This is a genomic window from Nostoc sp. (genome assembly GCF_036919675.1).
In the GTDB taxonomy this organism is placed as follows: domain Bacteria; phylum Cyanobacteriota; class Cyanobacteriia; order Cyanobacteriales; family Nostocaceae; genus Nostoc.
In genome coordinates this window covers 207,391-222,411 of record NZ_JBALCP010000077.1, presented here as the reverse complement: position 1 = coordinate 222,411, position 15,021 = coordinate 207,391, and the positions used below count along the sequence as shown (strand labels likewise).

Genomic DNA, 15,021 nt, shown 5'->3' with positions numbered 1-15,021 from the left:
TTGACCTGCTTACTTTTTGAGTTTTACCTTGTGGAGTAATTCATCTTTAATGCGGTTGAGAATTGAAGTCTCATCCAGGTTTGCCAAAATCCGATTAATCACTGCTTTCGGTCCATCAGGTCCCCAAGTCGCACCATTGGCTAAATAAACTTTGGTCACTTGTCCAATACCGTAAGAAGAAACACCAGCTACTCCCCCTTGCGTGAGTGCCACCGATATATAAGGGCCTAGCGCAATGCCACCTGTAGCTGTTGCAGAGATCCCAAGTAAAGTTTTTAATCCACTCAAGCCCAAATTTGCCAACAGTTCACTAGCACCAATTCCGCCCATACTCAGGGCGATTTTTTGTAGCAGTTGTACAGCCCCTGCTTCGGTCATCGAGAAGCCATAGAGTTTAGATAAACCCAAAATCAGAGCAATATCAATAACCACACTACTGAGAATATCTACCACAGTTAAGGGATTGAGTGCGATCGCTAATGCCTTAGTCATCACAGCCTTCCAAATCAACTGATTGGCATTCTGTTCCCGAATCATCAGTTTTCGCTCTACCAACTGCTCATTTACAATGTCGGCATAAAGCATAGTATTGAGGGCAACCAAAGCTTTACCCTCACGATGCAAAATCTCCAAGATTTTCAGCTTGAGTTCCTCTACTTTGGCATTACCTGTACGCAACTGTATGCCCCTGGTACCATCAGAACGACGAATCGCCGTCTTCACCAATGGCGATGCCGCAGCCATAACAATTTCTAGAGGTGTGAGTAATTCCCGCACCCTTTCATCCCGGATTTTGTGATAAATTGCCATCCGGTCTGCTTCTGGATACTGGTCTACTTTGTTGAACACCAGAATGATCGGTTTACCTGCTTCCCGCAACTGAGAAAGGGCAACGTATTCTAGCTTTGTCATGTCGCCAGATATCACAAACAGAATCAGATCCGCTTGTTTGGCAATCTGTTCAGCTAATGCGGCCCGGGTTGCACCATCTACTTCGTCTAACCCAGGAGTGTCAATTAATTCCACCTGCGATTGACCTACACCAGGGAGAGTGACTCGCAAAGCTCGGTCAGTTTCCCCAATCGCTTCCTCATTAATACTCCAATGAACTGTTTGTGCAGCCCGGGTGACACCGTGCAGCGGCCCAGTTTTAAATACTGTTTGCCCAACCAAAGCATTGAGTAGCGAAGACTTACCACGTCCCACCATCCCAAAAGCCGCAATCTGCACCACCATGCGGTCTAACTTCCCTAGCATGGTTTCCAAATCAGCAATTTCCGTCTCCAATCCGGTTTTTTCTTGGGGAGTGAGGTCGAGATTGGCTACCAAGTTTCGCAGTGCCGTTTGTGCTTGTTTATAATTCAGTTCCGTCTGAATATCTTCAAAACTGAAAATGGCATTATCCAGTTCTTCCTCCCAGCTGAGAGAATTTGCGTCAGTGTTGGCAGAATCGCTTTGATCAGGTTCAGGCACGGGCAATGTCGAAGTCATATCAATTTGAGATTTGAAATTTGGGATTTTTAAATTAGCCCTGTCTCTTATCCTAGTTATTTTTAACAGGGGTTTGTGGAGATAAGGGAGCAGGGGGAGCAGTGGGACACAAGAGTGGAAGTTAAAGACTCATTAACGGAGTTCAAAGACTCGTTGGCGAGTATCAAAGACTCGTTGGCGAGTATCAAAGACTCATTCACGAGTATCAAAGACTCGTTGGCGAGTATCAAAGACTCATTCACGAGTATCAAAGACTCGTCAGCGAGTATTAAAGACTCATCCCCTATTCCCAATGTCCAACTAGTACAGCACGGCGTAAATAAGCAGACCATTGAAAACCACTAAAGAGCTTAATTCCATAATACTTTTGACTTTTGACCTAACTCTTAGAGAGGCTGCGCCAACGACTGCGCTCAGGGTCAAGGTTGAGCGTTCGCGTAGCGTCTCGTAGAGAAGCCGAAGCCTTAACTTTTGACTTTCGACTTCCGCCTTGCGGTACTAGTGGACTAATGGCTAACAAAAAGTCATAAACTGAAAAATGCATCTAAATAACTCGTTAGGATCTTGACTAAATTACCTGTGCGGAAAATCGTTATTGCCGGCAACTGGAAAATGTTCAAAACCCAGGCAGAGACCCAGGAGTTTTTACAAGGATTTCTGCCCCACTTAGAGGAAAGCCCCGAAGAGCGAGAAGTGATATTGTGCCCTCCGTTCACTGATCTAAGCCTTTTGTCCCAGAGTTTGCACGGTAGCCTCATCCACCTGGGGGCACAAAATGTTCATTGGGAAGAATATGCAGCCTATACAGGCGAGATTTCTGGCCCAATGCTCACAGAAATTGGTGTGCGCTTTGTGATTGTCGGTCATAGTGAACGAAGGCAATACTTTGGCGAAACGGATGCAACCGTTAATCTGCGCCTCCGAGCTGCTCAAAGGTTTGGTTTGACCCCAATTTTATGTGTTGGCGAAACTAAACAACAACGAGATGCGGGAGAAGCTGAATCAGTGATTACTCTCCAACTCGACAAAGGCTTGGTAGATATTGATCAGGAAAATTTGGTGATTGCCTACGAACCTATTTGGGCGATCGGTACTGGTGATACTTGTGAAGTAACGGAGGCGAATCGGATAATTGGCTTAATTCGGAGCAAGTTGAGTAATCCGAATGTATCAATTCAATATGGCGGCTCAGTCAAGCCAAATAATATTGATGAAATCATGGCTCAACCAGAAATTGATGGTGTTTTAGTGGGAGGATCAAGTCTAGAACCTGAGAGTTTCGCTCGGATTGTGAATTTTCAGTCAGTGTAATGTGCCTTCTTCTCGTTCCCATGCAGAGCATGGGAATGCCTAATGTAGATTTATGCCAAGCAACTTGATAATTCGAGGACGCTGTTTTGAGTGGGGACAGCGGACTTATTTGATGGGCATTTTGAATGTGACGCCTGATAGCTTTAGCGATGGGGGTGAGTTTAACACTACCTCTGCTGCTTTAGTACAGGCGCAAGCACTGGTAGCTGCTGGTGCTGACATTATCGATGTGGGCGGTCAATCAACTCGACCGGGGGCAAAGCAAATAACTCTGGCAGAGGAACTTGACCGAGTACTGTCAGTGTTACAGGTGCTAAGACCAGAAATTTCAGTCCCGATTTCTGTAGATACAACTCGTGCTGCTGTAGCCAGGGCATCTGTAGAAGCTGGAGCGGATATTATTAATGATATTTCTGGCGGCACTTTTGACTCAGAAATGTTGCCAACAGTGGCAGAGTTAGGTGTGCCGATAATTTTAATGCACATCCGGGGAAGACCACAGACAATGCAACAACAGACTGATTATCAAGATTTGCTGGCAGAGATTTATAGTTTTTTGGCTCGGCAAATTAGGGTAGCAACTGCTGCGGGCATTGAGCGGGATAAAATTATTATTGATCCTGGTATTGGCTTTGCTAAGAACTATGAGCAAAATTTAGAAATTTTTCGCCGCTTGCGATCGCTCGCACCACTCAACTGTCCTATCTTGGTAGGAGCATCTCGCAAAAGTTTCATTGGTCGCATTTTAAATCAACCAGATCCAAAAGCCCGAGTTTGGGGAACGGCAGCAGCTTGTTGTGCTGCTATTTTTAATGGCGCTGATATTCTGCGAGTTCATGATGTTCAAGAAATGCGCGAGGTTTCATTAGTAGCCGATGCCCTATTGAGACAAGCCGCACAGCGTGACTGTTAGGTATTACCGTTTTCGTGTTTTTTGCCGTTACCTTCTTGAGTTACTGACTCGCCGATCAACTCATGAAACATTTCACTTGAGTTGGCTGGATCTACAAAGACAATTTTGGCATTATTGCTCTCACCAAGTTTTTGGCTAGCATCTACGTAATCTTGAGCCACAAGATACCGCAAAATGTCCCTACTATCTGGATTGGAACGGAGAGCTTGAGAAATGATTTGCACTGAAGCCATAGTTCCTTCTGCTTTTTTAATGGCAGCTTCCTTTTCCCCTTCTGCTTCAGTAATCAGCGCCCGTTTTTTGATTACAGCGGCTTGCTCTTCTTCCCTCGACTTTCGTACACTCTCAGGTAGTGTAATACTCTGAAGGTCTAACCGGAGAATATCAATTCCCCAATCTACCGTTATATTATTCAACTGGTCTAAGAGGGCTGTGTCCATCTCCGCCCTGGAGACATTGGTCTGCTCTAGGGTGTTCTGGGCAATGATTTCCCGCAGCGTAGTTGTGGTTACCTGTGTCAGTGCCCCTTGCAGATCCTCAATAGCATAAAAGCTTTTCTCAATATCTCTAATGCGCCAGTACACAATAGCGTCCACTTCCACGTAAATATTATCTTGGGTGATCACATTCTGAGGTTTGATGTCTAAAAACTGCTCTCGTGTAGTATCTTCCATCACAACCTGATCGACCAAGGGAACAATAAAGTTCAGCCCAGGTTTAAGTTTCCGATGATACCGCCCCAGGCGTTCGACTAGGGCTTCATTACCTTGATTAATCAGTTTTGCAGAACCTAAGGCATAACCTATAAGCACTAAAACTATAAAAATGATTGGCTCCATATATACTCCTATTCAGCTTTTGGGAGAATTTAGTGTCAAGGATATGCTACTAGCTTGTCATATCTTTGAGTTTCATGTTTTGAGTCTGTAATTTTATCAATACTAGCAGCGATGTCTGATGTCGAGTCGCTGCAAGGCTTATACATATTCTGTAAGTACGAGAGTTTCGCAGAATGCGATCGCTATTAAAGCACCTTGATCACACCCTGGCAAGGACTAGTTTATCTAATCAACATTATTTGTACTGATATCTTCAGACAGCCGGAAAGTCTTTCAGTATATTCATGCAATATTATCTAATTCAATGTAAAATTTATGATAATTTTAAAAACTCCACTATAATCGGATTTAAATTGGCTTCAGTCATTAAAAATGTAAAAATATTATGGGCAGGTTGTTAATCAAACTTATAGGTTTAATCCTACTTTTCATCGGCTTATACTTTTTTGGTCAAAATATCATATTTGTTAGCAGTTACTATTCATATTTTTACGGAAGATTACCTGCTACAGCTTCAGTTTTGACAACTATGACAGGTGTATTTGCATTAGTTTTTTTTCGTAGAGAAACTGGTAACTTAGGATGGATTTTTCTAGGCATTGGCATAGTACTAGTTTTTTTAAGCGGTGGAGTTATTTTAAAGCCAACTAGCTTATGGAATTTCATAATTGCTTTCGCCACATTAGCAGCCGGATATAAATTATTGAATGAGGGCAGAATCAACTTTTAAAATCTGTAAATATAATCTATCTTCTCATGTTTATTAGTAGCTAATACCAATTCTGTATGAAGATGCACCATATATGAGGAAAGAACCGCAAAGGGGAGGCAGCGCGTTGTGAACTTTCCCAAAGTTGGAGCGACTGCTCTCACAAAGGATACAAAGAAAGAAATAAGAAGTCAAGAAAATTTAGTGCAGGCTCACAAAGAAATGGTATACAGCGGTTCCTGCATGGGTAAGGTACAGAAAAAATGATTAACCACATATAACAGACAGATACAAGGTAGAACATGGCAATGGCGTGTCCCTACCCGTGTATTTCATTCAAATGAGAATCGCTATAGAACCAGCTTTTAGAGATTGTCTCCTCAAGAGTCTCTGACTGGGAATGAGTAATGGGGGGGCTGCCGTCTCAAGACTTGTGGCACCGCTATGAGGTCTATTTCCAGCCAGAGGCTCTTAACGAGGTTTTAAAGGAGTTTAAGCTTAAGTTGACACCAATGAGCTTTTTCTGTGCCCCTACGAAAGGCAGTATTCATCTACCTCTAAGACTCAGAATTATTAATGGTGCGGCTATTACAAAGATTCATCGCCTTTTCTACTCCCTGCTTGAGGCTTAGTTCAATACACTCAACCACGAACTGAAGTACAAGAGACATCTGCTGATTTTCGGCTGCGGAAAATCGCCCCAGCACATGAGAGATAGCATCAGAATCATCGTTATTAGCTGCACCTTTCGGTTTACCAATACCGATTCGCAAACGGGGAAAGTTTTGGGTACTAAGATGTGCGATCGCACTTTTCATGCCGTTATGTCCCCCAGCTGAACCAGACAACCGCAGGCGAGTTTTCCCCAAAGGCAAATCCATATCGTCATAAATCACTAGCACTAACTCAGGCGGCAATTTATACCAACTTGTTACCGCTTGTATTGACTGTCCTGAGCGATTCATATAAGTTAACGGCTTTAGCAAGCGAATCTTACCTCCACCTGGGGCCATACCTTCGCCATACTCACCCTGAAACTTGCGGTTTTCTGCTAAGGGAATGCGCCAAGAACGGGAGAGAGTTTCTAGAGCAGCAAAGCCGATATTATGGCGTGTTTGGTCGTATTTAGCTTCTGGATTCCCCAGCCCGACAATTAGCTGGGGAATCACCAAAGCTGGTTGCGTAACAGCTTCTGTCATTTTGGCTACAGTCAATTGATATCCAGCATCCTAGCTAGGTTGGGAAGAACTAGCGGTATCCTGCTCAGATTTAGCAGGGTGGATTTGCTTAGGTTCCAATTCAGCAGTAGTCTTTACAGTTTCTTCTAACTGTTCTGCTTCTTTTTGAAACTCGTTTTGAAAATCCTTGGAAGCTTCTTGGAAACTACGAATTGTTTTGCCGACACTCCGACCAATTTCTGGCAGCTTCTTTGGGCCAAAGATTAACAGCGCCACTACCATAATTACAGCCATTTCCGGCAGACCGATACCAAATATATTCATTTTTGTCTCCTGTAAACTATAGAACCACTACATAGACTCACATATTTATGTAGTCTACTCAATAATCCCTTATTATAGAAAGCGATGATCGCCCCACGAGCGAGTAATGGCTTAAGTAAGTCAGCGCTAATATTTCCAGCTATCTTAAGAAATTTAAATGTAGGTGCGTTAAGTAGATGAATTTAAATAAATATAAGATAGTTCGTCATTGCGTTCGCCTTTGGCGTTCCCGTTGGCGCAGCCTTTCGTAGAGAAGGGTAAGAAGTGTTCGCGGTAGCGTCTCCAAGAGTTGCAATCGCAAAGACTGAGATTGCTTCACTCCACTGCGTTACGTACCCTACGGGAAGGCTTACGCCAACGCGATGACATTTTATATTTAATTTCGCCCAGCTACTTATCGCACAGTGCAATGCACCGCCAAAAATTTTAGGTCTGCCTTAATATATTTCTTCTGTAGAGTTGAGTAACTGTTTGGTTGTGGTATATAACATAAGTCTTTTGAATAAACGATAATTCTTTCATTGAAATTAAAAAATCTTAATATTTCTGCCAAAAAATTCGAGTCGCCATAAGGCGACAAAAAAGGAAAAAAGAACAAGAGCAGAGGGCAAAAGAGGAGAAGTATAAAGGGCTACTGAAGAATCCTCCCAACCCCGCAGACAACACGAAAACCAATAACGTTGTCGAAGATGTCGCGCTCCGCCCTAAGGTAGTTGACGCGAGACGCGGAACGGCAGTCCTCAGGATAGTTGATCCAGGAACCGCCCTGCAGCACAGCATTTTTTTGTTTTTGAGAAAGTTTATTATTATCAAACCACGCACTGCCATCTGTCGGCGCACCTTCATAGTTATTGTGCCAATCGTCAAGACACCATTCCAATACGTTTCCGTGCATATCGTATAGTCCAAAAGCGTTAGCTACTTCAAAACTGCCCACTTCTGTTGTTTGCAATCGATATGTTCCTTTCACACCAGCACCGTAAGTATAGTTAGCATCGTAGTTGGCTAACTCTGATGTGATTGTTTCGCCAAAATGGAATGGTGTTGTTGTTCCGGCTCTACAGGCATATTCCCATTCTGCTTCACTGGGAAGACGGTAGCTTTTGGCTGTATGGTGGGAGAGGCGATCGCAAAATTCCACCGCTTCAAACCAAGACACTCTCTCAACTGGTCGATTTTCTCCTTTAAAACACGATGGATCAGGCTTCAGTTCACGGTTTACTTGGGGGAGAGATGTGACTGCTTGCCATTGTGCTTGGGTGACTGGGTACTTGCCCATAAAAAAGGGTTGAACCTTTACTTCATGTTGAGGTTTTTCAGAGCTATGTCCTTCGCCTTCGGGTAAACCCATCATGAATGTACCACCAGAAATGGCAACTATATCGAGGGTGATGCCCAGTATCCCACTCGGAGAGGGGCTTTGTAGATTTTCAGTGAAGTATTGGGCTTGTTTTGTTTCTCGTTCGATGATTTCGCCGCGATGGTTGACGGTGATTCTTTCAAACTCAAAGGACTCTAGATCGTCACTTTCTCGTCCCAACGATTGAACATCTTTAAATTCTTCCCTAGAAGAAAAAGTAGCGATCGCATTGTTGACTAAATCTTCTCCCACTCGATCCTGATTTCTTTGGGCTGCTGCTAAAGCCAAATCCAATCTAACCAAAGGGTCTTGATTCGCTTCAATCCAACGCCAATAAGGACTTAATGAAGCTGTTATCCTAGCACTGCGACAGATTTTATCTGAACTCATTTCATGCTCATAACCCCATTCAATAAACAAGATTAAGTTTGAGTTTTCTTGCAGAAGCAACTTCTGGCCTTTCTTCTCATCTCCATTGCTAAAAAGCTTGAGAACTGTGTCACACAAATTACTATAATAAAAATCTAAAACTTGAGGAGCAAGATAGTCAATTCCTCTACCTTTCTGCAATTTACTTTCTGCGTAAGTACGGGCAGGTTCGGGTAAAGTTACTCTCCAATCAGATGCAGTAGAAGACTTTTCTGCCATAGAAAACTTGATCAATTCCATCAAAGCCTTATTTCCACTTCTGCCCTGAATACCCATAGCTAAATTCCGACTCAACCCACTAGGAAAGAAAGCCAATAAAGGAAATATATCTTGCCCTTCTACCGACAACATTTCAAAGGAGCGCTCTAAAGTTATCCGCAGACTTCTTTCTTTTCTTTCTTCAGGAGAATAAGAATCAAGAACGGTTAGTGGTTCAATATCCAAATCTTCACACAGCATCTTGAGGGTGCATTGAGTTTCTGCCATATAAGATGCTGCTAGTTTGATGGGTAATGGATAGCCATCAAGAAACTTTACTAAAAGATTAAAATCTGACGCCAAATCATCATTATCTCCCCATTGTGCTTCTAATGGTGCATACTTTTTAAATATCTGTCTCGTTACTGAAGCTCCCATGCTGTAAACTTCTTGTTGACGGCAATCAATATCCCTTACTAAAGAATCACGACAAGTTAACAACAGTCTTAAATTAGGACACTGTTCTAAAAGCGAGTTCAAAAGTTTAATTAGTTCATTGGATTCTTTCGCAATCAATTTATCCAAATCATCGAGAATCAAAAACAATCGACTATTCCTTAACTCCCTCTCTAAAGCAAAACTCCTTAATTCAAGACTCTGTTGAACTTTGGTAATTAGCGTTCCTACAGAATCACTATCGCGCAAACTAATAAACCAAACTCCATCCTTATAACGATTCCGCTCATGTAACCACTGAGCAATGGCATAAGCTAAGGCAGTTTTACCTATTCCTCCCATACCATGAAGGGCAATACAACGTTTATCCGACTCTACCAGTTCTTTAATTACCTGATGTATTTCTTGCCTGCGTCCGACAAAGTTTGGATCATTACGGGGAATATTAGTATTTAACCACTGGGGATAGATCAGCTGGTGAGAATCGGCTGGTTCGATAATCAGCGATTGATTATGGTCAGTTTGGGGTAGTAATTGAAGTTTGAAGGCTTCATCGAAATTAACTCCTTGCTGAAGAGTCTGAGAGTTAAACAGTTTTATTAATTTATCATCAAGTTTAACTGCATTACGACTCAACAAAAAACTATTCGTAACTGAATCATGATTGAATAATGCCTGATAAAGTCGTCGAGAAAAACATCGGGCTGCAACATCTAGAATTTTATCTTCAGCGTTAACCGCAATTATATGAGACACTCCTGCTCTTATAAAAGCTTGAGCTAACTTTTCTGAATGACAGGCATTCAATAATGCTAATTGACAGGGTGGCTGGTTTTGATTTGATATGGCGATCGCCAGTTCTTCTTCACTAAAAGAACGAGTAATTCCCACTTCATCTTCTAACACCAAAGCTGTACTATCCCGATCTCTCATTCCATGACCAATAAAATGAATAATCAGTGGTTTGACACGATGAGACAACACATCTTGTAGAGTCTGTGAGGTGGCTACTTTAACTACTATTTCCACTGCTATAGGGTGAGATATATCTTCTAACACCGAAGCAATAGCATCAATTTCTTCCTGGAGCGATAAATTCTCTACTGGCGATAATTCTTCAGTCAGCAGAGGTGCTGAAAACAAGATGAGAATTTGATTACTGAACGAATTATCTTGTTTAGTAACTTTTTCTACCCCTGGACTAAGCGGAACTTTTTCAGCTACTTTTGAGACAGCCATTCTTCTATTTCTTCATCAGTAGCGGTGCTTAAGTCAAGAGAGGGACGAACTGGGTGTTGTAACGTACCTTTTGGTTCTATCCCTTTTTATCGCAATTTTCGCCGCCAATTATTAATCGCCTTAGCGACTTTGATACTGTACTCTATCAAATTGGCTGTTGCTGCTATCCCTCCAACTACTGTAGCCACAAAAACTATGTCATCTGCACCTACTATGCGACTTGGTGACTTTTGCACCTTGATTGAACTCATCCCCAGCAATGTTTCTAAAGACTCTATTTCATCTGGGGGCAGTTGGGATGAAATCACTATGCTACAGAGAGGAATTTTGCTCATTTACACCTCTAAAAGTTTTATTTTTTGCTCAATATTTGCAGTTCGTATTTAAAAGCTACATTAACTTTTATAAGTAATACTTAGTGATATTGTAGTACGACATTTTTTCTTTTGGCAGATGTTTCGCTTCTACCCCGCTTGTGTCACTCTGAGGAGAAAAAATAAATGTAGGTTGGGTTGAACTAACACGAACAGCGTCCCGTAGGGAAGTTAAACCCAACGAACTCTTGAGAATGTTGGGTTTCGTTCCTCAACCCAACCTACACCTACTCAATAGTTAGTGTGAACTGAACGTTGACAAAAAAACCCGGAGGAACCGGGTGTAACTTAACTTGTTATCCAAACTTGATAGCTATGTATCCGTTAACGTCCTAAACTCCGCCAATCGACAACTACATCCTGAACCAACAGTGATTTATTGTAAAGTTGCAGAATAATCAGCAGAAACACTAAAAATAGCGCCATAAAAACAGCCATCACAGGGGTAGTACCCCAACCTGGAGCCACTTTCCCATACTCAGAGTTCAGTGGTTTCAGGATATCTCCCAACCTAGTCCTTTGTGCCATAGTTCACCTAAGATTACTTGCCAAAGCTTTTTTTAATCTTCTGTAATATTCTATAAGAATAGCACTCATAATCTATCCCTCAATTATGGAACCCGCAATAGTTCTTAGTATTTCTGTGGCTGCCGTGGTGGTTATCATCACCGGACTGTCGATTTATACCTCCTTTGGCCCTCCTAGCAAGCAATTGAACGATCCGTTTGATGACCACGAAGATTAAAAGAGTTAGGAGTCAACGCTAGTAAAGCTTGGCAAAAATCCAGCTTAACAAGACAAGTTGCTCTGAGCAACCTGTTAAAGGTAGGCAAACTTCCGCCCCAATGTACTCGTGACTCATTCAAGCCTGGGATTAATCGCTGGTATCACCTTGAAACTGGCGATTTTCCAAGGCTGTATCGTCAAGATTTGTTGCTGAGATGAGAATTCAGTAGTAGAGGAACGCTCTAACAAATCTACTGTATCTTCTAGATTCAACCCTAAATCACTTTGCAAAGATAACTCGGCTGTTTCTCCGTGACATTCATAACACCGCAGAATTAACTGCTGTAGATCATCCTCAGATGGCTTTAAGGCCATTAAGATTAAATTTTCAGCTGATAAATCTAGAAACTTCACCCCCAACCCCTCTTTGCTAGCAAAGAGGGGAGAATTTTTATGTAGGTTTTGATTAACGGGATTCAATAGCACTTGCAACGGTATATTCAATTCATAGCCACGCCGTACCGTATGGGCTGATTCCCAGCTACCAACATGAGGATACAAGGCATAGGTAAATTCATGCCAACCTCTATCAGCCTCTGAGTCCGGCCAATTAGGACTGCGTAGAAGTGTCAAGCGGAGTTGATTTGGTTTGCTGTCGTAACCGTATTTACAATCATTCAGTAAACTAACTCCGTAAATACCCTCCTGTGTTTCTCCTGTTAAATCAGCCCAACGCAAAGCGGGAACTTCCCATTTTGCTTGTTCTGCGGGGGTTTTTGGTTTAGTTGGGCGGCGAATCGCGCCACAGGGAATTTCATAGGTAGCAAAGTCTGCTTCAACACTCAAAGGAAAAGCAGCTTTTACCAATACATGATTTTCTTGCCAATTGACAGTAGTAGCTATGTTCAGCACAGGCGAACCAGCTTGTAAAATATAGTCTTGGCAAAATTCCGATTCGCCCAACTGACGCACCACGCGCACACGACTTTGCACTGGGCCTTGTTCTAGCCACTGAATAGATTGAAGATTTGTTGAAGGTAAGGGATGCTGGGCATAATTGGGGTCTATATTCCAAGCATCCCAATATTGACCACTGTCTTTAAAAGCTTGTAGTTGATTCCCCGCCCCACTCAAAACTTCTTGTTGATAACTTTTATCAACAACACTTGATAAATCTCCGGTGTCAGGATCAATGACAACTCGCAGGAATTCATTTTCTAAAATCCAGTCTGGAAGGCGTGGGGGGGATGGGGGAGATGAGGGGGATGAGGGGGAAAGCCAAAATATGCGGTAGCCAACGGGTGGAATTTCGGTAGCGAGAAATAGTAGCGTTGATGGTTCAGATAATTGGGAGACGAGTTGCTTTCCAGAAGCATCGTAAATCTGCCATTCTTGGGTAGCTGTTGCTGGCGTGGGTAAGGCTACAGAGACTACCTCAGAACGCTGCCAATTGAGAGAATTGAAAACGAAAATAGGCAAACTATCAGATTTTGGTGGTTCTGATCGGGTAATGTGAGATGCGATCGCTAAAAGTGATTTATCTAATATCTTCGTTCCCACTTGTTCCACTTGTTGCCACTGGGGCAGCGCATCCAGATAAACTTGGGTAATTGAAGAACCAGGTAAAATATCGTGAAACTGTTGAAATAATACCAACTTCCAAGCTGCTTCGATTTCTGCTTTGGGATATGTCACACCACAGCTTACGGTTGCTAAGGTAGCAAATAGTTCAGCTTGATACAATAAATTTTCACAACGACGATTCCAGCGTTTTTGATCTGCGTGGGTAGTATAGCAACCGCGATGGAATTCGAGGTATAGTTCGTCATTCCAAGTGGGGAATAAGGAGGAAGTGTTGCTGCGTTCCCGCGTTCTTGCATCTCCTTTACTGATTTGCTGTAAATACTTTTCAGCCGTCGTAAATTCTAAGTCTGGGAACAAAGGTGACTTTTGCCATCGTTGGGCGGTTTCTAACATATCACGAGTGGGGCCGCCGCCGTGGTCGCCGACACCGGGAATCCAGAGGGATTCTGGTAAACCAGTTTGAGCTTGCCATTCAAGAGCATAGGATGCCATTTTAACTGGGTTAATGCTTTCACCGATAAGTGCAGACATCAAACTAAAAACTTCGCTTCCGTCAGGCGATCGCCACCAAAAAGCCCCATAATCAAACTTAGTAGTATCATTCCACCGCAACTTCTGCGTGACAAAATACTCAATTCCGGCATTAGCGAAAAACTGCGGTAAAGTTGCACAAAAACCAAAACTATCTGGAACCCAAACTATAGTTGAAAGCTTACCGAATTTTTCTTGGATGTAACGCTGACCATATAATAGCTGACGGACTATTGATTCACCAGCAATCAGGTTGAGTTCCGGTTCCACCCACATTCCGCCGATAACTTCCCAACGTCCAGCAGCTACCTGTGCTTGAATTGCCTCAAATAAATCCGGGCGATGTTCCTCAATCCAAGCATAAAGTGCGGGAGTCGAATGACAGAAAATTAACTCAGGAAAATCTGCTTGCAACTTCAGAACCGACTCAAAGGTGTTTTGCGCCACATTCCAAGTTTCACTCACAGGCCATAGCCATGCTAAATCTAAATGAGCATGACCCAATAATAAAATTTTAAATTTTGGACTTCGGCTTACTTCGACTTCGCTCAGTACAAGTCGCTCAGTCGAACGATTTTGGACTTCGGCTTCTCTACCAGACGCTACGCGTAGCTTGCTTCCCCGCAGGGGTACGCTCAGTCGAACGATTTTGGATTGAATTAGGTTTTGGCGTAAGCACAAAAATGATTTTACCAACTCTCCCTTCTCTTCCTCCGTGTCCTCTGCGCCTCTGTGGTTCGTAACCTCCCCCACCATCGCCGCCAAAACATCCAACTTCTGTGGCGCAAACCTTTCCAAATAAAGCTGCACCACAGCTAACTCATCAGCCACAAAACCCGGATCAGGATTATTATCATCAATAGACTCATAAACTAGGAGCGATCGCACTAAAGCACCATCACTATGTCCCGGACTCACTAACCGCAAAGCTACAATAAACTCTTCCCCTGGCGTCACCCCTTGACTGATAAGCACTCTAGGCGAACAATCAAATAAATCACCCTCCAGCACTAACTCCCCATTCACATAAATCTCAGCAGAATCTGCCCACCAAACCAGCGCCAGTCGCAAAGATAACCCAGCTAAGGGATAGCCCTGTAAATCTTGGGGCACTACCAATCTTTGCACTAGCCATAGCACTTTTTTTCCGCCTGTCCAAGCGATATGTTCTTGAGCATTCAACTGAACAGGTTGCCAATGAGACAAATCAGCAGCTACAACATTAGTAATAATCAGGTTAGATTCCTGATATAGCCAAGTAGACTGAAGATTAACTTGACAAAAAGAGCGCAGTTGCTCAATTGCTTGTGAGATTATTTTGGTATGAGATTCAGAGACATTCGGGGTCATATTTTCGCT

At 42.9% G+C, this 15,021-nt stretch carries 13 protein-coding genes; 4 read left to right on the top strand and 9 right to left on the bottom strand.

Annotated features, from left to right (window positions below; translation table 11 throughout):
- Positions 1 to 9 precede the first annotated feature (9 nt).
- Entirely contained in the window at positions 10 to 1,491 is a 1,482-nt protein-coding gene (locus V7K49_RS16950) for a GTP-binding protein (RefSeq protein WP_335206519.1), read from the bottom strand.
- Between the two features lie 379 nt (positions 1,492 to 1,870).
- A complete protein-coding gene (locus tag V7K49_RS16945; RefSeq protein WP_335206518.1) occupies positions 1,871 to 2,035 on the bottom strand; it encodes a hypothetical protein in 165 nt (54 codons plus the stop codon).
- Between the two features lie 35 nt (positions 2,036 to 2,070).
- Here V7K49_RS16945 and tpiA point away from each other — a divergent pair, with 35 nt between their 5' ends.
- Together tpiA and folP are read left to right on the top strand one after the other, a co-directional pair.
- The gene (gene tpiA / locus V7K49_RS16940; protein WP_334868879.1) at positions 2,071 to 2,802 is read left to right on the top strand and encodes a triose-phosphate isomerase; all 732 of its coding nucleotides are present in this window, start codon (positions 2,071 to 2,073) and stop codon (positions 2,800 to 2,802) included.
- 52 nt (positions 2,803 to 2,854) lie between these two features.
- Complete coding sequence (gene folP / locus V7K49_RS16935; RefSeq protein ID WP_334868881.1) at positions 2,855 to 3,715, top strand: dihydropteroate synthase; 861 nt, start codon at positions 2,855 to 2,857, stop codon at positions 3,713 to 3,715.
- Here the strand turns inward: folP and V7K49_RS16930 are convergent.
- Entirely contained in the window at positions 3,712 to 4,554 is an 843-nt protein-coding gene (locus tag V7K49_RS16930; protein ID WP_273765897.1) for an SPFH domain-containing protein, read from the bottom strand. The genes folP and V7K49_RS16930 overlap by 4 nt on opposite strands.
- Positions 4,555 to 4,939: 385 nt before the next feature.
- Between V7K49_RS16930 and V7K49_RS16925 the strand changes: the two genes are divergently transcribed.
- On the top strand, positions 4,940 to 5,284 hold the full coding sequence (locus V7K49_RS16925) for a hypothetical protein (protein ID WP_335206517.1): 345 nt from the start codon (positions 4,940 to 4,942) through the stop codon (positions 5,282 to 5,284).
- A gap of 536 nt (positions 5,285 to 5,820) precedes the next feature.
- On the opposite strand, the gene pth is transcribed toward V7K49_RS16925, so the two are convergent.
- The 5 genes from pth to psbH form a co-directional block, all read right to left on the bottom strand.
- Positions 5,821 to 6,462: an aminoacyl-tRNA hydrolase gene (gene pth / locus V7K49_RS16920; RefSeq protein ID WP_273765899.1), complete on the bottom strand. Its 642-nt coding sequence runs from the start codon at positions 6,460 to 6,462 to the stop codon at positions 5,821 to 5,823.
- Between the two features lie 30 nt (positions 6,463 to 6,492).
- On the bottom strand, positions 6,493 to 6,765 hold the full coding sequence (locus tag V7K49_RS16915; RefSeq protein WP_335147401.1) for a TatA/E family twin arginine-targeting protein translocase: 273 nt from the start codon (positions 6,763 to 6,765) through the stop codon (positions 6,493 to 6,495).
- 631 nt (positions 6,766 to 7,396) lie between these two features.
- Positions 7,397 to 10,447: an SUMF1/EgtB/PvdO family nonheme iron enzyme gene (locus V7K49_RS16910; protein ID WP_335206516.1), complete on the bottom strand. Its 3,051-nt coding sequence runs from the start codon at positions 10,445 to 10,447 to the stop codon at positions 7,397 to 7,399.
- A gap of 86 nt (positions 10,448 to 10,533) precedes the next feature.
- Positions 10,534 to 10,782 (bottom strand): hypothetical protein, encoded by a 249-nt coding sequence (locus V7K49_RS16905; RefSeq protein ID WP_335206515.1) that lies wholly within the window; start codon positions 10,780 to 10,782, stop codon positions 10,534 to 10,536.
- Positions 10,783 to 11,145: 363 nt separating this feature from the next.
- Positions 11,146 to 11,349: a photosystem II reaction center phosphoprotein PsbH gene (gene psbH / locus V7K49_RS16900; protein WP_334725457.1), complete on the bottom strand. Its 204-nt coding sequence runs from the start codon at positions 11,347 to 11,349 to the stop codon at positions 11,146 to 11,148.
- An 85-nt stretch (positions 11,350 to 11,434) separates the two neighbouring features.
- On the opposite strand from psbH, the gene psbN reads away from it, so the two are divergent.
- Positions 11,435 to 11,566 carry a photosystem II reaction center protein PsbN gene (psbN, locus tag V7K49_RS16895; RefSeq protein ID WP_334868893.1) on the top strand — a complete coding sequence of 44 codons (132 nt, stop codon included), beginning with the start codon at positions 11,435 to 11,437 and terminating at the stop codon, positions 11,564 to 11,566.
- Between the two features lie 113 nt (positions 11,567 to 11,679).
- Here the strand turns inward: psbN and V7K49_RS16890 are convergent, their stop codons facing one another.
- Positions 11,680 to 15,012, bottom strand: a complete 3,333-nt coding sequence (locus V7K49_RS16890; protein WP_335206514.1) for an alpha-mannosidase — start codon at positions 15,010 to 15,012, stop codon at positions 11,680 to 11,682.
- Between the last annotated feature and the right edge of the window lie 9 nt (positions 15,013 to 15,021).